The organism is Xylanibacter oryzae DSM 17970 (assembly GCF_000585355.1).
GTDB classification, from domain to species: domain Bacteria; phylum Bacteroidota; class Bacteroidia; order Bacteroidales; family Bacteroidaceae; genus Prevotella; species Prevotella oryzae.
In genome coordinates this window covers 2,438,806-2,457,440 of the sequence record NZ_KK073873.1, presented here as the reverse complement: position 1 = coordinate 2,457,440, position 18,635 = coordinate 2,438,806, and the positions used below count along the sequence as shown (strand labels likewise).

General features: G+C 37.8%; 15 protein-coding genes. 5 read left to right on the top strand and 10 right to left on the bottom strand.

The genetic code is table 11. The annotated features are described in order from the left end of the window. The first annotated feature begins 127 nt into the window (after nucleotides 1-127). Nucleotides 128-2,461 carry a polyribonucleotide nucleotidyltransferase gene (locus tag XYLOR_RS09975; protein WP_036879026.1) on the top strand — a complete coding sequence of 778 codons (2,334 nt, stop codon included), beginning with the start codon at nucleotides 128-130 and terminating at the stop codon, nucleotides 2,459-2,461. Between the two features lie 781 nt (nucleotides 2,462-3,242). On the opposite strand, the gene XYLOR_RS09970 is transcribed toward XYLOR_RS09975, so the two are convergent. Continuing rightward, on the bottom strand, nucleotides 3,243-5,588 hold the full coding sequence (locus XYLOR_RS09970) for a glycoside hydrolase family 3 C-terminal domain-containing protein (protein ID WP_036879024.1): 2,346 nt from the start codon (nucleotides 5,586-5,588) through the stop codon (nucleotides 3,243-3,245). Nucleotides 5,589-5,935: 347 nt separating this feature from the next. Between XYLOR_RS09970 and gpmI the strand changes: the two genes are divergently transcribed. The 3 genes from gpmI to XYLOR_RS09955 are packed head-to-tail and all read left to right on the top strand — an operon-like array spanning nucleotide 5,936 to nucleotide 8,734. Further along, on the top strand, nucleotides 5,936-7,456 hold the full coding sequence (gpmI, locus tag XYLOR_RS09965) for a 2,3-bisphosphoglycerate-independent phosphoglycerate mutase (RefSeq protein ID WP_036879022.1): 1,521 nt from the start codon (nucleotides 5,936-5,938) through the stop codon (nucleotides 7,454-7,456). A 9-nt stretch (nucleotides 7,457-7,465) separates the two neighbouring features. After that, nucleotides 7,466-8,128 carry a uracil-DNA glycosylase gene (ung, locus tag XYLOR_RS09960; RefSeq protein WP_036879019.1) on the top strand — a complete coding sequence of 221 codons (663 nt, stop codon included), beginning with the start codon at nucleotides 7,466-7,468 and terminating at the stop codon, nucleotides 8,126-8,128. A 6-nt stretch (nucleotides 8,129-8,134) separates the two neighbouring features. Continuing rightward, on the top strand, nucleotides 8,135-8,734 hold the full coding sequence (locus tag XYLOR_RS09955; RefSeq protein WP_036879017.1) for a DUF3109 family protein: 600 nt from the start codon (nucleotides 8,135-8,137) through the stop codon (nucleotides 8,732-8,734). Between the two features lie 11 nt (nucleotides 8,735-8,745). Here the strand turns inward: XYLOR_RS09955 and XYLOR_RS09950 are convergent, their stop codons facing one another. The 6 genes from XYLOR_RS09950 to rpsT all read right to left on the bottom strand — a co-directional run bounded on the left by XYLOR_RS09950 (nucleotide 8,746) and on the right by rpsT (nucleotide 14,422). Continuing rightward, a complete protein-coding gene (locus XYLOR_RS09950; protein WP_036879015.1) occupies nucleotides 8,746-9,270 on the bottom strand; it encodes a nitroreductase in 525 nt (174 codons plus the stop codon). A 59-nt stretch (nucleotides 9,271-9,329) separates the two neighbouring features. Next, nucleotides 9,330-10,070 (bottom strand): DNA alkylation repair protein, encoded by a 741-nt coding sequence (locus XYLOR_RS09945; protein ID WP_036879014.1) that lies wholly within the window; start codon nucleotides 10,068-10,070, stop codon nucleotides 9,330-9,332. A gap of 38 nt (nucleotides 10,071-10,108) precedes the next feature. After that, the gene (locus XYLOR_RS09940; protein WP_036879012.1) at nucleotides 10,109-10,987 is read right to left on the bottom strand and encodes a helix-turn-helix domain-containing protein; all 879 of its coding nucleotides are present in this window, start codon (nucleotides 10,985-10,987) and stop codon (nucleotides 10,109-10,111) included. A gap of 80 nt (nucleotides 10,988-11,067) precedes the next feature. Then, a complete protein-coding gene (locus XYLOR_RS09935; protein WP_036879009.1) occupies nucleotides 11,068-11,994 on the bottom strand; it encodes an alpha-L-rhamnosidase N-terminal domain-containing protein in 927 nt (308 codons plus the stop codon). 70 nt (nucleotides 11,995-12,064) lie between these two features. After that, nucleotides 12,065-14,038, bottom strand: coding sequence for a DNA topoisomerase (ATP-hydrolyzing) subunit B (gene gyrB / locus XYLOR_RS09930; RefSeq protein WP_036879007.1), 1,974 nt, complete (start codon nucleotides 14,036-14,038; stop codon nucleotides 12,065-12,067). Between the two features lie 129 nt (nucleotides 14,039-14,167). Further along, the gene (gene rpsT / locus XYLOR_RS09925; RefSeq protein ID WP_036879005.1) at nucleotides 14,168-14,422 is read right to left on the bottom strand and encodes a 30S ribosomal protein S20; all 255 of its coding nucleotides are present in this window, start codon (nucleotides 14,420-14,422) and stop codon (nucleotides 14,168-14,170) included. Nucleotides 14,423-14,626: 204 nt separating this feature from the next. On the opposite strand from rpsT, the gene recO reads away from it, so the two are divergent. Continuing rightward, nucleotides 14,627-15,352, top strand: coding sequence for a DNA repair protein RecO (gene recO / locus XYLOR_RS09915; RefSeq protein ID WP_036879002.1), 726 nt, complete (start codon nucleotides 14,627-14,629; stop codon nucleotides 15,350-15,352). Here the strand turns inward: recO and XYLOR_RS09910 are convergent. From XYLOR_RS09910 to ftsA, 3 genes are read right to left on the bottom strand one after another with little or no spacing between them, the layout of a single operon-like run. Then, complete coding sequence (locus tag XYLOR_RS09910) at nucleotides 15,349-15,798, bottom strand: GatB/YqeY domain-containing protein (RefSeq protein ID WP_036879000.1); 450 nt, start codon at nucleotides 15,796-15,798, stop codon at nucleotides 15,349-15,351. The genes recO and XYLOR_RS09910 overlap by 4 nt on opposite strands. Nucleotides 15,799-15,810: 12 nt before the next feature. After that, complete coding sequence (ftsZ, locus tag XYLOR_RS09905; RefSeq protein WP_036878998.1) at nucleotides 15,811-17,145, bottom strand: cell division protein FtsZ; 1,335 nt, start codon at nucleotides 17,143-17,145, stop codon at nucleotides 15,811-15,813. A gap of 35 nt (nucleotides 17,146-17,180) precedes the next feature. After that, complete coding sequence (ftsA, locus tag XYLOR_RS09900) at nucleotides 17,181-18,635, bottom strand: cell division protein FtsA (RefSeq protein ID WP_036878995.1); 1,455 nt, start codon at nucleotides 18,633-18,635, stop codon at nucleotides 17,181-17,183.

The window sequence follows — 18,635 nt, the reverse complement described above, 5'->3', positions numbered from 1 at the left end:
GATTTAAGAATAAAAAATCTTTTGTTATTACATTTTTGATTATCTTTGCCCGGTAAAAACAAAAATAGGAGAGTCCTATCTTTGTAAGATATTTAGATGTAATCAAAACAATAAAGTTTTAATTTAGATGAACGTAATTACGAAAACAGTTTCATTGCCTGACGGAAGAACCATCAGCATTGAAACCGGGAAAGTGGCAAAACAGTGCGACGGTTCATGTGTCCTCCGTATGGGCAATACCGTTCTTTTGGCCACAGTTTGTGCCGCAAAAGATGCAGTTCCCGGAACAGATTTTATGCCTTTGCAGGTAGAGTACAGAGAACAGTATGCCGCAGCCGGTCGTTTCCCGGGCGGTTTTACCAAACGCGAAGGTAAAGCAACAGACAATGAAATTCTTACTTGTCGTCTTGTAGACCGCGCATTGCGCCCTCTCTTTCCTTCTAATTTCCATGCAGAAGTATTCGTTAATGTTATTGTATTCTCAGCCGATGGTGTAGATATGCCGGATGCATTAGCAGGATTTGCCGCTTCAGCCGCTTTGGCTTGTTCAGATATTCCACTAGAATGCCCTATATCAGAAGTTCGTGTAGCCCGTATTAAGGGTGAATACGTAATCAACCCGACAATCGCACAGATGAAAGAGGCTGATATGGATGTCATGGTAGGTGCTTCTAAAGACAATATTATGATGGTTGAGGGTGAAATGCAGGAAGTATCAGAGCAGGATTTGCTCGGAGCACTTAAGGCAGCACAGCAAGCTATTGCACCTATGTGTGAAATTCAGCTCGAACTATCTAAAGAACTTGGCACAGATGTTAAGCGCGAATATTGTCATGAGAATAATGACGAAGAACTTCGTGAACAGCTCCGTAAGGAAACATATGATAAATGCTATGCTATAGCAGAAGCCGGAAATAAAGACAAAAAAGAGCGTGAAGACTCTTTCGATAAGATTAAGGCTGATTTTGAGGAATCTTATGCCGCAGCTCATACAGAGTTGAGCGAAGACGAAATTGCTGCAAAATATGCACTTATTGACCGCTACTATGCAGATGTAATGCGTGACTCTATGCGTCGTTGCCTTCTAGACGAAGGTAAGCGCCTTGATGGTCGTAAGACAGACGAAATTCGCCCTATCTGGTGCGAGGTTTCTCCACTGCCAATGCCTCATGGATCTTCTTTGTTCCAGCGTGGCGAGACAATGTCTCTTACTACATGTACACTTGGTACAAAATTGGATGAAAAGATGGTAGATGATGTTCTTAACAAGAGCTACCAGCGTTTTATCCTACATTATAATTTCCCTCCTTTCTGTACAGGCGAGGCTAAATCACAGCGTGGTGTAGGTCGTCGTGAGATTGGTCATGGTCATTTGGCATGGCGTGCACTTAAGAATCAGATTCCAGCAGACTATCCTTATACAGTACGTCTTGTTTCTGAGATTCTAGAGAGCAACGGTTCTTCATCTATGGCTACAGTATGTGCAGGTACACTTGCACTTATGGATGCCGGTGTTCCAATGAAGAAACCTGTAAGCGGTATAGCTATGGGACTTATCAAGAACCCTGGCGAAGATAAATATGCAGTATTGAGTGATATCCTTGGTGATGAAGATCACCTTGGAGATATGGACTTCAAGACAACAGGTACAAAAGATGGTCTTACTGCAACACAGATGGATATCAAGTGTGACGGACTGAGTTTCGATATTCTTGAGAAAGCTCTTCTACAGGCTAAAGCAGGTCGTGAGTATATCTTAGGTAAACTTACTGATACTATATCTGAACCACGTGCCGAACTTAAACCACAGGTTCCACGTATTGTAGCTATTGAGATACCTAAAGAATTCATTGGCGCTATAATAGGTCCTGGTGGAAAGATTATACAGCAGATGCAGGAAGAAACAGGTGCAACAATTACTATTGACGAAGTAGAGGGTAAGGGTAAGGTTCAGGTTAGCGGTGCTAACAAGGATGTTATCGATGCAGCTCTTGCTAAGATTAAGGGAATTGTAGCTGTTCCTGATGTAGGTGAAGTTTACGAAGGAACAGTACGTTCGATAATGCCTTATGGCTGTTTCGTAGAGATCATGCCTGGAAAAGACGGATTGCTTCATATCTCAGAGATAGACTGGAAACGTCTTGAAACAGTAGAAGAGGCTGGTATTAAAGAGGGTGATAAGATTCAGGTTAAACTGATGGAGATAGATCCTAAGACTGGCAAATACAAACTTTCTCGTCGTGCACTTCTTCCTAAACCGGAAGGATATGTAGAGCGTGAGCGTCGTCCTCGTCCAGAGCGTGGCGAACGTCGTCCTCGTCCTGATAGAGGTGAGCGTCGTCCTCGTCCAGAATTCAATGATGGCGAGCCACGTCATTTCGAACATAAAGATTTTCATGATCCTATGGAAAACAAAGAGCCAAAGGATTTTAATGATTCATTAGACAAACAGGATTTCTAATTAATAATTAGATAATAACATTAATCCCCGCAAACGATAATTTGCGGGGATTTTTTTGTTTCGTAAAATACTGTATGTCTGTATTACGTTATAAATAGGTGTATGTTTTTTATAAATGTTAATTAAGTCTTGCTTTCAGTTAAGGGTTAAGTATCTGATTTTCAGATTGTTCGGCTGAAGGCAACTTCAAAATTTGGATCATGCCCCTCTATTTTTTGTTTCTCGAATTAGGGTTGACCCTTTTAAGCCTTATCCTTAGTATTGGTTGATTGAAACCACCTTAATATAGGCATTTTAGTCTTATATACACTTATTTCATGCAAAACCTTCTCTGTCATATTTAAAATACATAGATAATAAGTTGTAAAAGCTATGCTCCGAGAAGTTTCGACCTAGGTCGAATGATCGTGCGACCTTCGTCAAACGGTTGTGCGACCTAGGTCGAACAGTCGTAAATAATTATTACGGCAACAAAAAAGCATTGCTTTTGTGGGTAGAATAGCCTTATTTTGTCTTTAGCAAGCACCCTTTTTTAGTAAAATACATAATGAAATATTTAGTAAAAAGAAATGGCATATTATATAGTACATCTAAAGTTGCCTTCAGCCGAACAATCTGAAAATCAGATACTTAACCCTTAACTGAAAGCAAAACTGATTTATAAATATGATACTTCCGTGTATAAAGAATATATTATTAAATGGTTATATGATATTGTCGTACAGTGATATATTGTACCCAACAAATATCATATAACCATAATTTTATTCAAATAATATATTTACTGTCTCAGCAAATTTAAAACCTGCTGAGGTTTCATAACATCGTTAACCTTTTCAGTAGCCCCTGATATTCCGACTGTTGCTGATGCCTTTATATCGCGGCTAGAAGCTCCAATTCTGAATGTATATGTTCCTTTATCTACGACCCATTCACTCTGAGTGTCATCGAACGAAGCCAAATCCATCTTTTTAATAGACATCTTTAGAGTTTCACTTTCACCAGGTTTCAAATCTCTAGTCTTGCCAAAAGCTTTAAGTTCTTTAGTAGGCTTTTGTAGTTTCCCCTTTGGTGCTGATACATATACCTCGGCAACTTCTTTACCGGATTTGCTGCCGGTATTTTTGATATTTATAGATACTTCAACATTATCACCATTAACTTTCACAGAAGGATGACTATAACTGAATGTAGTATAAGACAAACCATAGCCAAAAGGATATGAAACATTCTTGTTGAATGTATCGAAGTACCGATATCCTACATAAATGTCCTCCTCATGATTGGTAAAGTCAGAGCATTTGATAGGTGCTCCCCAATCTTTCATTGATTTATAATCATAAAGAGACATATCTTGAGGGAAGTTTTTTGTAGAAAAATGATCTGTCGCAGATATAGGCCATGTCATGGTAAGCTTTCCCGAAGGATTAGCCTTGCCTGTTAATACATCTGCAACAGCATTTCCTCCCTCCTCACCAGGTTGCCATGCAACAAGTATAGCATCAGCCATGTCTCTCCAGGAAGCAGTTTCTATTACAGATCCTGAATTTATTATTACAATTAAAGGTTTGCCATGTTGATGGAAAGCATTACTTACGTCACTTAATATTTTACGTTCAGATTCGCTTATATTAAAGTCTGTGTTGATATCCCGATCAAGTCCTTCGCCAGCCTGTCTTCCGATAGTAAATATAGCTGCATCAGCATTATCAATTTCAGAGTCTATGCAACGCTTAGTTACATCCATCTCAGGTAACTTAGGTTGACCTTGACTCAGAAACCACATTGTTGGGTCTTTGTCTGCCTGAAACTTTATTCTTTCATATTCCACATATTTCTGGTATATGTCTGTAAGAGTCTTCGTAGTTGATATGCCTGCATTATTAAGACCCGCTACCATATCAATAACATAGGGGGCGTGAACACAGCCTGAACCTAGTCCGCATGAAAGAAAATCATATGAGTTTACTCCAAAAAGAGCAACTTTTCTGATATTCTGCAAGGGTAGGGTGTTTTTCTCATTTTTAAGTAGAACCATTCCTTCTGTAGAACTTTGACGCGTTATCATTGCATGAGCTTTAAGGTCGGGAGTATCGCTATACTTATAACCTTTAAATTTAGGAGATTTTACAACAATATCCAGTATATGCTTTACATCATTATTGACGTCATTAATGTCCAGACTCCCATCTTTTGCACTTTGTATGATCTCTTTTGCTTGTGCAGGATATCCCGGCATCATCAAGTCATTTCCGGCATGTACCTGTGCCGGCGTATTACGTTTACCTATCCAATCTGTCATGACAGCACCCTTGAATCCCCACTCATTACGTAATATTGTAGTTAGCAGGTCGTGGCTTTCTTGAGAGAAAGTTCCATTTATCTTATTGTAAGAAGCCATCATGGTCCATGGCTGACTCTCTTTTACCATTATTTCGAAACCTTTAAGATAAAGTTCACGCAGAGCACGTTGTGAAAGTCTTTCGTCAACCTTTGTGCGATCACTCTCTTGAGAGTTTACTGCGAAATGTTTTGCACTAGTACCAACACCTTGGCTCTGTATGCCCTGTACCATTGCAGCACCGATTTTTCCTGTAACCAAAGGATCTTCAGAGTAATATTCAAAGTTACGTCCACAAAGAGGATTACGGTGAAGATTCATCCCCGGACCTAGTATTACATCACATCCATACTCTAGCACCTCATTGCCGATAGCCTTACCTACAGACCTTATGAGATCAGTATTCCATGTACACGCCAAGGCCGTACCGATAGGAAACCCTGTGGCATAAAATGTCTGTGAAGTACCTTCGCGAGTAGCGTCTATATGCACTCCTGCAGGTCCGTCTGTCAATACGATAGAAGGTATGCCAAGACGTGGTATAGCCACAGTTATACCGGCAGCACCTGCTACCAACTTTTTCTGTGCACCCATCATTGCACCGCTACCGGCAAATCCATCATTTCCTCCACCTACAAGCAAAGATGCTTTTTCTTCGAGAGTCATTGCCTTAATCACTTCGTCAATATTATTGGCGTTTAGTTTAGGAGCATTGACCTGTGCTGAAAGTTCTGCGCTACAGATTATAGCTGCTAAAAAAATAGTAGTCCTTTTTATAATTTTCATGATAATAAGTTAATAAATTTTAGGTTGCAAATATAGTGAAATTAAGCAACAAACCAAAATAAAAAAGATATTTTATTAGCACAACTAATCTGTATAAGAATAACACGATAGTGCAATAAAATAAATAAAATGGCTAGTATAATTAATTATGCCAACGGTTTAATTATATAAAACCTTGCGTATTTTATATGCTTTTAGAGTTAAAATAGAATAATGTTTATAGGTGACAATAAAGAATGTTTAATGTGACATACATTTAGTAATAAAATAAAACTTATTTTATTTTGTATTCCACCCGAATTAAAGTAACTTTGCGGTCAAATTCTAGAATTATAATTATTACAATTATGGCAAAAAAAGCATTATTAATGATCCTCGATGGTTGGGGAATCGGAAAACATGGTAAAGGTGATGTTATTTATAATACACCAACTCCTTATATAGACCTCCTTTTCGCAACAAGTGCACACTCTCAGTTGCAGGCTAGTGGTGAAGATGTTGGTTTGCCTGAAGGACAGATGGGCAACTCTGAGGTAGGACACCTTAATATTGGAGCTGGTCGTGTGGTCTATCAGGACCTGGTAAAGATAAATCGTGCTTGCAAGGATGGTTCTATCATGAAGAATCCTGAGATAGTATCAGCTTTCACATATGCTAAAGAGACTGGCAAAAAAGTACATTTTATGGGTCTTACATCTAATGGTGGAGTGCATTCTTCATTAGATCATCTTTTTAAGTTGTGTGAGGTATCTAAAGAATATGGATTAAAAAACACATTCATTCACTGTTTTATGGATGGACGTGATACGGATCCTAAAAGTGGTGCCGGATTTATCAAAGAATTAGAGGATGTCTGTGGTAAAACAGATTGCCATATAGCAAGTATCATTGGTCGTTTCTACGCAATGGACCGCGATAAACGTTGGAACCGTGTAAAAGAGGCTTATGATTTATTGGTAGATGCTAAAGGAAAGAAAGCTACTGATATGGTTAAGGCAATGGAAGAAAGCTATGCCGAGGATGTCACTGATGAATTTATCAAACCTATAACAAACTCAACTGTTGATGGTTCTATCAAAGAAGGTGATGTAGTTATTTTCATAAACTTCCGTAATGACCGTGCAAAAGAGCTTACTCAGGTACTTACTCAGAAGGATATGCCAGAGGAAGGTATGAAGACTGTACCAAATCTTCAATATTATTGTATGACTCCTTATGATGCTTCTTTCAAGGGCGTTCATATCCTATTCCCAAAAGAGAATGTTATGGATACTTTAGGAGAATTCTTGAGTAAAAATGGTAAAAAACAATTGCATACTGCTGAAACCGAGAAATATGCTCATGTAACATTCTTCTTTAATGGTGGTCGCGAAGCTCCTTACGAGGGAGAGGATAGAATATTAGTGCCTTCTCCTAAGGTTGCTACTTATGATCTGAAACCTGAAATGAGTGCTTTTGAGGTTAAGGACAAACTTGTAGCTGCCATAAAGGAGGATAAGTATGATTTTATCGTAGTAAACTTCGCTAATGGTGATATGGTAGGTCATACAGGTATATACAATGCCATAGCAAAAGCTGTATGGGCTGTAGACAACTGTGTTAAAGAGGTAATTAAAGCTGTCAAGGAAACCGGTTACGAGGCTATAATAATAGCAGACCATGGTAATGCCGATAATGCAATAAATTCTGATGGAACACCAAATACTGCACATTCTCTTAACCCTGTACCATTTGTATATGTAACAGATAACAATAGTGCAAAAGTAAAAGATGGTCGTCTTGCTGATGTTGCGCCTTCTATTCTTCATATTATGGGATTGGGGCAACCTTCAGATATGACAGGTGAAAATCTGATTTCAGATAAATAAAATAAGCTTATGGACGTTAAGATTGAAGATAGCTGGAAAACTCATATTGGTGCCGAATTCGAGAAACAATATTTTCTGGATTTGACTAAGTTTGTGCGTGAGGAATATATGCATAATACATGTTATCCTCCGGGTAAAATGATTTTTAATGCTTTCAATCTATGTCCATTTGATAAAGTTAAAGTGGTGATTATAGGACAGGATCCGTATCATGAACCAGGTCAGGCGCATGGATTGTGCTTCTCTGTAAATGATGGGATACAGTTTCCTCCGTCACTAGTCAACATTTTTAAAGAGATACAGAATGATTTTGGTACCCCTGCTCCTTTGAGCGGAAATCTTTCTCGTTGGGCGGAGCAGGGAGTACTTCTTCTTAACGCTACACTTACTGTCAGAGCACATCAGGCAGGAAGCCATCAACGTAGGGGTTGGGAAGAGTTTACAGATGCAGCAATAAAGGCTTTGGCAAAAGATAGGGAACATTTAGTATTTATACTGTGGGGTAGTTATGCTCAAGGTAAGGCGGCATATATTGACCCTTCCAGGCATCTTGTATTAAAGTCAGCCCATCCGTCTCCTTTGTCTGCTTATCGTGGCTTTTTTGGAAATAAACATTTCAGTAGGGCAAATGATTATCTGATACAAAATGGAGAAGAACCTATTAAATGGTAATTATATATGGATACGCCACCAATTATAGAAGTAGATAATGTATTGATTTCTCTTGATTGTCTTACAGAGAAGTTTTGTTGTGACCTTGAAAAATGCAATGGTGAATGTTGCGTTGAGGGTGATGCCGGTGCACCTGTCACCTTAGATGAAATCGGAGGGATAGAGGATTCGCTAGATACTGTTTGGGATGATTTGTCGGCTTCGGCGCAGGCTGTGATAGACAAACAAGGGGTAGCGTATATTGACCAAGAAGGATGTATGGTCACTAGCATTGTTAATGGGAAGGACTGTGTCTTTACATGTCATGATAAAGGTTGTTGCTATTGTACACTCGAAAAAGCTTATCGTTCAGGGAAAACGAGATTCTGTAAACCGATAAGCTGTTATCTTTATCCTATAAGAGAGGTTAAGATTGGAGAAGATATGGTAGGACTTAACTACCATGTATGGGATGTATGCAAGTGTGCTAGGGAAAAAGGTAAAGAACTTGATGTTCCTGTCTATAAATTCTTGAAGCAACCACTTATACAGAGATTCGGAGAAAAGTGGTACGAATCACTTGAAGAGGTTGTAAAAGAACTTAAAGCTAATGGCTATATTAAATAGACATTAAATAGTTATCTTATATATTTTACATAATCGCTTTTGCGAGGTTTTGCTGTTGGCGCATCTTTAAGTGCATATCCAATTACACAATGAGCAATACCTTCGTAATCTCCTTCAATTCCCCATTCTTTAAGCATGGCTTTACCTTCTGCAGAATCGAAAACTTCTTTCGCACGGTGAATCCAACAACTTCCTAATCCTACAGAATGAGCGGCATTCATGAGGTTTCCCATAACCAGACTACCGTCATAAATATATGTCGGACGTTCTCTACTTGCCAGTACTATAAGGACTACCGGAGCACCATAAAAAGGGTCTGATTTTGTACCAAGAATATCTCCATTCATCTTAGATAGTTTGTCGCGCACTGCCTTATTGGTTACTGCTATAATTATTGGCGATTGCATTCCCATACTAGTTGGTGCGTATGTACCAGCCTCTATAACTTGTTTTATTAATTCATACGCAGGCATCTTGTCTGGCTCATATCCTCTTATGCTACGGCGTGACTTCATGTTTTCTAATGTCTCGTTCATAATTATTTATATTTTAGTGATGAAAATTTAGTAATAGATTATGTGAAATCAAATAAGTTCTATTTACTCATATAATATTGTCTTTCGGATTCTGGAAATTTCTCGATGGAGTATCTAAGCATTGTTCTTGGCATCTCTTTACAATGTATGTCAAGAAAGTCCATAAGCAAAGGTTTATCGCGTTTACCTGCTTCTCTGAGCATCCATCCGATAGCTTTGTGCATTAGATCATGCTTGTGATGTATAAGAATCTCTGCCAATGAGTAGATTTCTTTAAAATCATTTTCACGTATAAATGCATAAGTAGATACTACAGCAATGCGCTGATCCCATAAAAGCGGGCTCTTAGCTAATTTGTAAAGGATGTCTCTGTCCTTGTCCTTAAGGTAGTTACCTACTATTGTAGGTGCTGTAAGGTCAACGAGATCCCAATTGTTGATCCTATCCGTATGTTTAAGATACAATTGGAAAAGTTTTTTACGAAGGTCCTCTCCTTGTTTTTCAGAATGTAATTTAATCCATTTGCTCTTTCTTGTGAGTTTACAATTTTCTACCATAATCATAAGTGCGCACATTCGTATCTCATGCCATTGAGAATGCAATAATTCCTCAATTTCATTATTGTTTGTGTCGAGATGTAACATGGCAACACTTCTGATATTCGGTACTGTCACGCCTATGAATTTATCTCCTTCTCCATACTCCCCTTTGCCTGTCTTGAAAAATCGAGGCAGTATCTGGCGCTTTTCATTGTCTGAAAGAAATTCAAGCTCTGATTGTATGGTTTCTGTTTTTATCATATCGTTTTATTGTACTTAATATATTAATGATTAGTAGCTTATGATTTTCTATATTCTGAAGGTGACATTCCTGAGTGTTCCTTGAAATATTTACCAAGAAAAGACTGATTAGGGAAGTGCATGTCTTCTGCTATTTCTTTAATGCTTTTGGCAGTATTTTTAAGTTGAACACGAACTTCTAATGTTACGTATTTATCAATCCACTCATTCGGGGTACGTTTGCTAATCTGTTTTACAGTTTCTGAAAGATATTTCGGAGTTATGCACATTTGCTCACCATACCAACTAACTCTGCGTTCCTTCCTAAAATTGCTCTCAACTAGGCGTATAAACTCTGTAAAGATAGTGTCTGCACGACTTCTCTTCTTATCGGATATCTTCATCAGACTATATATGATATTACTTACATCGTATATCATAGTATTGAATAATGAACGGACGATATCCTTACGAAAATGGTTATTGCACTCGTTTACTTTCGTTTTTAGCATATTATAGTACCAAATTACAAGTTGTGCCTGATCTTCGTCCAGCTTGAACACTGGATGATTGCGCGTAAATATGAATAATGATGAAATATCGTTAACACCCTTAACGGCATCGTTGAAGAAATTATTCGATATTATCATTGCAACACCCTGAAAATCAGGACTTATCATGTAGTTGTCAGTAACTTGGTTATCATTTATTATAATAACGTCATTCTTGGTAATCATGCGTTCTTCTGTCTCAACAGTGTACTGCGCTTTGCCGTGAAGACACAGCCCGATTATCAAACCTTTTATCCTACTTGGTTCATTAGGAATTGGCAAGTTTTGAAAATTGTCGAACATGGCTATGTCATTCTCTATGTATCCATCATTTGAGAATGATTCCACAGAGTTTACATTAATGTCTCTAATTGCAGAATTGGTCATTTTTTCATATTTTTATACTGCAAATATATGAAAAATGTTCCAAAAATAGAAATTAAAAGGTAAAAAGGAACAATATTGTTTTAATATTGATAAGTTATATTGAAATATGGGGTAATTTCTATACCTTCTATTTTCATTATTTTATCTATAGAAAAGTCAGCCGGACCTATTACTAATGCTCTTCCAGATTCAGAATCGGTGAATTTTCGGCATGCCTGCTCATCCATTTCACCTGAGCAGATATATGTAAGCCCGTTTATTTCTATTCTCTGGCCTTTTCTCATGCCTCTTAATGTTACTCTAGTCCAACCAATGAAAGAGTGCCCAAAATCATATAAAACTTTGTTGCCATCATTGTCAAAAGATCTGTATGGATATATATGATTTATATGATTTGATACGCTAATGGGTGATTCTAAATTATATCGTACTTTTGAAGAGTTGCATATTTTGCTTTCTTTCCAATCGTATATTGGGCAATATTTGTCTTTCCATTCATATTGGTATTCTGGTGCTATTATTATTTCATTATTGTTTGCTGTCGTACAGGCGTTAGATTTTTTGCATAACCATGTCGAATCTGTGTTGTATGAAAATGATTCACCTGCTGCTGTTTCTCCATAGAAATCTACTGCAATTTGTCTGCAGCTTTTGTTGCCATGTAATGTTGGAGAGTACCAGATTGCAATAGTGTTGTTTCCTTTATGCAAGAAACGTGATACTTCAAAAGTAATTATACTAGTGGTATTTGAGTTTCCTTGAGCGTGTGGCATCAATACGTCCACACTTACATTACGACCGTTTAAATATAGAATATATCTACCCGAAGAGGCTATTGACACAGAGGCCCTGGTTGTAATATCTGGTAAATTATATTGCTTGCGAAACCATATTTGTGCTGTGCTGTCTACATCTGGGTATCTAATCCACTGCATGTTCCACCATGAGGCATATACATTATAACTAGAAAGAATAATAAAAAATACAACAGACAATCTTTTTATCATGATTTGTCTAAATAAAAGAGTCGATTTCCGAAAATATTTCGGAAACCGACCATATTATATTTAATTAATTTTATGCGTCTATATTTGCATATGTAGCGTTCTTCTCTATGAATTCACGACGTGGCTCTACATCATCACCCATGAGCATGGAGAAAATCTCATCTGCATCAGCTGCATTTTCAATTGTTACTTGCTTAAGAAGACGTGTTTGTGGGTTCATTGTGGTTTCCCAAAGTTGTTCCGGATTCATTTCACCCAAACCTTTGTAACGTTGTGTGTGAATCTTTTTGCCATCTTCTATACCATTTCCATATTTGTCCAGAAATGTTTGGCGCTGTTGGTCTGTGTAGCAATATTCTTTAACTCTATTGTTGAATGTGCAAAGATAGAGTGGAGGAGTGGCTATATATAAATGTCCTTCCTGAATTATCTCTGGCATGAAACGATAGAAAAGTGTCATTATAAGTGTGTCGATATGTGAACCATCGACATCGGCATCGGTCATTATAATAATCTTGTCGTAGCGAAGTTTATCTATATTGGCATCTTTACTGTCAGAACCATCTACGCCAAAACGAACGCCAATGCTCTGGATAATATTTGTTATAGATTCACTTTCAAAGACTTTGTGCCACATTACCTTTTCAACGTTAAGAATCTTACCACGTAGTGGAAGTATAGCTTGTGTATATCTGTCTCTACCTTGTTTAGCTGAACCACCGGCCGAATCTCCCTCGACTAGGAATATCTCACATTCTTTAGGATCTTTGTTAGAACAGTCGGCCAATTTACCAGGTAGACCACCGCCTGACATTGGATTCTTGCGCTGTACGCTTTCTCTTGCTTTGCGAGCGGCAATACGCGCTGTAGCTGCTAAAATGACTTTATCGCATATCATTTTTGCTTCTTTTGGATGCTCTTCCAAGTAATCAGATAGAGCTTCTCCAACGGCCTGTTGCACTGCGCCTGCTATTTCACTATTGCCTAACTTTGTCTTGGTCTGTCCTTCAAATTGAGGTTCGGCAACTTTTATAGATATAACAGCTGTTAATCCTTCACGGAAATCTTCACCGGCGATCTCAATCTTTGCTTTTTCTATTTGCTTTGAAATCTGTGGATCTGAATCTGCATATTTCTTTAACGTTCTGGTTAATGCCATACGGAAACCTACTAAATGGGTTCCTCCCTCTATCGTATTGATGTTATTAACATACGAGTGGATATTTTCACTGTAATCTGTGTTATACATGATGGCAACCTCAATAGGTGTCCCTTGCTTTTCTGTCTTAAGATATATAACATCATCAAAAAGATTTGTGCGGTGACGGTCTACATAACGTACAAATTCTTTTAGGCCTTCTTTAGCATGAAAAACTTCCTGATGTGTATTGCCTTCTTCGTCAGGACGTAGATCCGTCAGTGTTATATTTATACCTGCATTTAGATATGCTAATTCTCGCATGCGAGATGCTATTATATCGTATTTGTAAGTTGTAGTAGTAAATATTGAGGCATCTGGCCAAAATTGTTGCCGTGTTCCCTGTTGGTCCGTAGTACCGACAACTTTTACGGGATATAAAGGTTTCCCCTTTTCATATTCCTGTTGATAGATTTTACCATCTCTAAATACTTGAGACGTCATATGTGATGATAGTGCATTAACACATGATACACCAACACCATGTAAACCTCCAGAAACTTTATAAGATCCTTTGTCGAATTTACCACCGGCGTGAAGTACTGTCATTACAACCTCAAGTGCTGATTTATGCAGCTTTTTGTGTTCGTCTACAGGAATTCCTCGACCGTTATCTTGTACTGTTATTGAATTATCTTGGTTTATAATAACCTCAATGTGTGTACAGAAACCAGCCATAGCTTCGTCGATAGAGTTATCGACTGTCTCGTTAACCAAATGATGAAGACCTTTCTCGCTGATGTCACCAATGTACATTGCCGGACGCTTACGAACAGCTTCCAAACCCTCTAGTACTTGAATGTTACTTGCGGAATAGTTGCTTTCTTTTTTTTGTTCTTCTGTCATATTTAAGATATATATATTTAATTTGCAAATATACAAAAAATCTTTTATATACGAAAATTTTGAGCACTAAAAAAGGCTGCGATCAAAGAGATCACAGCCTTTATATTTTGATGATTGAACAATCTGAATTTATCCCAGTTTGTTTATGTGAAGAGCGAGGCTTGATTTAATGTTCGCAGCCTTATTCTTATGGATAATATTAGTCTTTGCCAATTTATCCAATATCTTCTGGATACTTGGGTACATCTTAACTGCCTCTTCTTTGTCTGTTACAGCACGAAGTTTGCGTACTGCATTACGCATAGTCTTTGCATAGTATTTATTATGCAAAGCCTTTTTCTTGTCCTGACGGATTCTCTTAACTGATGATTTGTGATTTGCCATCTGTCTTATTCTTTATATTTTTATTATTGGTAGTCCCTAGCAGAATCGAACTGCTCTTTAGAGAATGAAAATCTCTCGTCCTAACCGATAGACGAAGGGACCGATTGCTTTTTGCGGGTGCAAAGTTATGCGTTTTATTTCAACAAACCAAATTTTATTGGATAAATTTTCTATTTTTGGCGAAAAAAGTGTAATTTTGTGCTCATGTTAGTCAAAACCAGCGCCATAGTACTGCATTCTTTCAAATTTGGAGAATCCTCGTTAATTATCGATATGTTTACCGAAAGTGACGGGCGTATGTCTTTTATTGCACATGTAGGCAGTAGAAAAGTGTCGAAAATTAAGAAACAATTCTTTCAACCGATGTCAATCTTAGAAATTGAGTGTGATACTAGGCGTGCTCATGGACTGCAGCATATTAAAGATGTAAGATGGTTATATATATATTCTTCTGTGTCTTTTGATCCTAAAAAAATATCCATCTCGCTTTTTATTTCCGAATTTTTATATTATGCTTTGCGTAATGAGCAATCTAACATTAAACTTTTCGAGTATATAATGAATGGTATGAAATGGCTTGACCAGTGCGATAAGGCTTACTCTAATTTTCATTTGGTATTCTTAATGCGTTTATCTAAATTTCTAGGTTTCTATCCAAATTTGGAAAATTATAGAGCTAATTGTTGTTTTGATCTTCGAAATGGTTGCTTTTCTGAATTTGCCCCATTGCATTCTGATTTTCTTAATCCAGATGAATCTGAAAAGATACGGCTGATTATTAGAATGGATTATGAAACAATGCACCTCTATACAATGTCACGCATAGATCGTAATCGTTGTATAGAGGTGATATTAAATTATTATCGTATTCATATTCCAGATTTTCCTGATATAAAATCTTTAGATATACTAACAGAAGTATTTTCTTAAGAAAGTAGATCCTTTACGATAGTTGATATAATTCTGCCATCAGCTTTGCCTGCCATACTTTTACTAGCGATGCCCATTACCTTACCCATATCTTTCATGCTTGTTGCTCCTGTCTGAGCAATAATATCTTTGATTTGAGCTTCAATATCTGATTCGCTCATTTGTTTGGGCAGATATTCTTCGATAACATTTACTTGAGCTATTTCTTCGTCAGCAAGATCTTGTCTTTTCTGTTCTGTGAATACATGTGCAGATTCTTTACCCTGTTTAGCTAACTTTGCAAGTATTTTTAGTGCTTCGCTATCTTCTAGAGTGTCGTTTGCTCCTGGAGCTGTTTTTGCTTCAAGAAATACTTTCTTAATGTTGCGCAATGTTTCCAGGCGAACTTTATCTCTGGCTTTCATCGCATCTTTAATGTCGTTACTAATTTTTTCAAAAAGTGCCATAATTATATATTTTTATGCAAATTTTATTGTACCTTGTATAGGACCCCTTTTAGGCTCTTCATCGCTATTTACTTCTTCTCCATTACCGCTTGCCTGACTCCGTATGCTGTCTAAAACATCTCGCGTACGCTTGTAAGTAGGTGTGGATTCGACAGCAGAAATAACATCGTCATTGTCAAGATCTTCGTTACGGAATATAAATATATGTGGACGACGTTTGTATACCCTGTTATCAGCTTCTTTTCCATAGTAGCGGTGACGGCGATCTTGGCGTTCTGCAGCTTTTTCTTCTTCTTCTGCTCTCCTGTTTGCCTCTTCTTGTGAATGTTTCTTGAGGTGAGAATCCATTCCTGAAACGTCCTTTATCCCAAATCCGGTAGCTAAAATGGTTACTTTTACTTTAGCTCCTAGGTCAGGGTCGGTTGCAAGTCCCCATTTTATTTCAAATCCGGTTCCGAATTTTTTCATGAAATCATCCACGTCATTCATTTCTTCCATCATCAGACTGCTTTGTCCTTGTTTTTCACTGCAGAATGATATAGATAAAAGAATCTTCTTTGAGTTGAATATATCATTGTCATTTAGCAAAGGAGAATTCAATGCGTCTTCAATGGCTCTCTTTACTCTACCTTCACCTTCACCGTAGCCTGTACTCATTATAGCGACACCACCATCTTTCAATACAGTCTTAACATCGTTGAAGTCTAGGTTAATTAAACCGTGTACAGTTATAATTTCGGCAATACTCTTCGCTGCTACACTTAGGGTGTCGTCTGCCTTTCCAAATGCATCAAGTACTGTAAGATCAGGATAAATCTCTCGTAGCCTCTCATTATTTATAACTAGTAGTGCATCAACGTGCTTAGACATTTCTTCAACACCATCTAATGCTTGATCTATTTTTTTATCTCCTTCAAAGCGAAATGGTATTGTGACAATACCTACAGTAAGTATGCCGAGCTCTTTAGATACGCTTGCTATTACAGGAGCTGCGCCAGTACCTGTGCCACCCCCCATTCCTGCTGTAATAAATGCCATCTTTGTTCCGTCACCAAGCATTTCGCGTACATCTTCGATGCTTTCTTCAGCTGCCTGACGGGCTTTTTCTGGTTTATTTCCTGCACCAAGTCCTTCCTTTCCCAGTTGAACATGGACAGGAACAGGCGAGTCGTTGAGTGCTTGATTGTCTGTATTACACAACACGAAAGAAACATCATGTATCCCTTCGCGGTACATGTGGTTTACAGCATTACCGCCTCCACCACCTACACCGATAACTTTTATTATGCTATGCTCTTTTTCAGGCTCACCGAAATCCAATACATCTGCTTTGTTATTTTCTTCCATTTTAGTAAGTTTTCAATATTAAACAATATATAAATTTACTCGTCTTCTTTTATAATACTTTCGAAGAAGTTTTTGAGCTTTTTCCCAGCTTTGTTTATTATGCTGTTTTTCTTTTTGACTTCTGCAATTTTTCTTCTTTCTTCTTCTGCAGCAATTCTATTAGCTTCATCTTCAGCTTCCTTCTTTTTTAGAGCTTCTTCTTCCGCCTTTTGTTTTTCAGCTTCTGTGCGTACTACTCCAGGAGCTGTTTCTGTAGCCTGCCGTGCCTTTATATGGATATCGGTCTGTATCGTAGTAGGATGTTGAGCAGAAAAAAGGTCTCCATTTGCATTTATTTCATCTCCAGCACAGTTAATATCCCCTTTTGAAAGTAAGGCTAGTACTGTGTTCATCATGCCATTATGCTCGTTTATAATAGGATTAGTGGAGTCAATTGTTTGTGATACGAATTTTGCAATACGAATTTTGTCTACATGTGAGTGATTCATGAATGCTTTATCTATATCCTTTAGGTTTGAACCCCCACCGGTCAATATGATACCTCCTAAAAGTTTATCATCATATTCAGATGATTGTATTTGGAACCAAACGTTTTCGATTATTTCTTCAAGTCTGCCTTCTGTTATTTCTATGAATTTTCTGCTTTCGACAGATCTATCTTGATCAATAGGAAGCATAAGAGTGCTGTCTATCTCACTATTGTCTGTGAATGCGCATGCATATTTTAGCTTCATCTTTTCAGCTTCCTCCTCTTCCATTTGCAGGGATGCTATATCCTTTGTGATATTGTTGCTTCCTAAAGGTATAACTGCCAGATGACGTAATATATTTTTGAAGTAAACTGAAACTGTTGTTGTGTCAGCACCAATATCAACAAGCGCACATCCAGAACGTCTTTCAGCTTCTGTTAGTACACTATCTGCTAACGCATAAGGAGCAAGAAACATTTCTGCAACATTTATACCTGCAGCGTCGAAACATTTATTCAAGTTACGATAGAACGTCTTGCGCGACATAATATTGAGGAAGTTCCCTTCTAGGTGGCTGCATTCAATACCTACAGGATCTAACTGTAGTTGAGAATCTACCATATATTCTTGCTCGGCAGCATCCAGAATTTCTTGTTCAGGATATTTCATGTTTCGGTTAGCATCCATCAACTCGATAACCATTTCTTTGGTGACTTTTGTCTCAGCAGGTAACTCTTTTGAGATAGTATTCTTTATGCTACGTATCGATTGACCCCCAACACCAACATATACTTGACTAATGCTGATCTTAAGAGTATTCGTCAGTCTTTTAACTATATTGGTAAGACATTGTGCTGTCTTATCTATATTGTAAACCACGCCTTTGCGTATAAAAGAGGAAGATTCCTCTGTGGCAACAGCAAGCACGGTTATGCTGCCGTCAAGATTTTTCCTTCCGGCTATTCCTGTCATCTTTGATGAACCTAATTCAATAGCTACGATAAATTCCTTTGCTGCCAT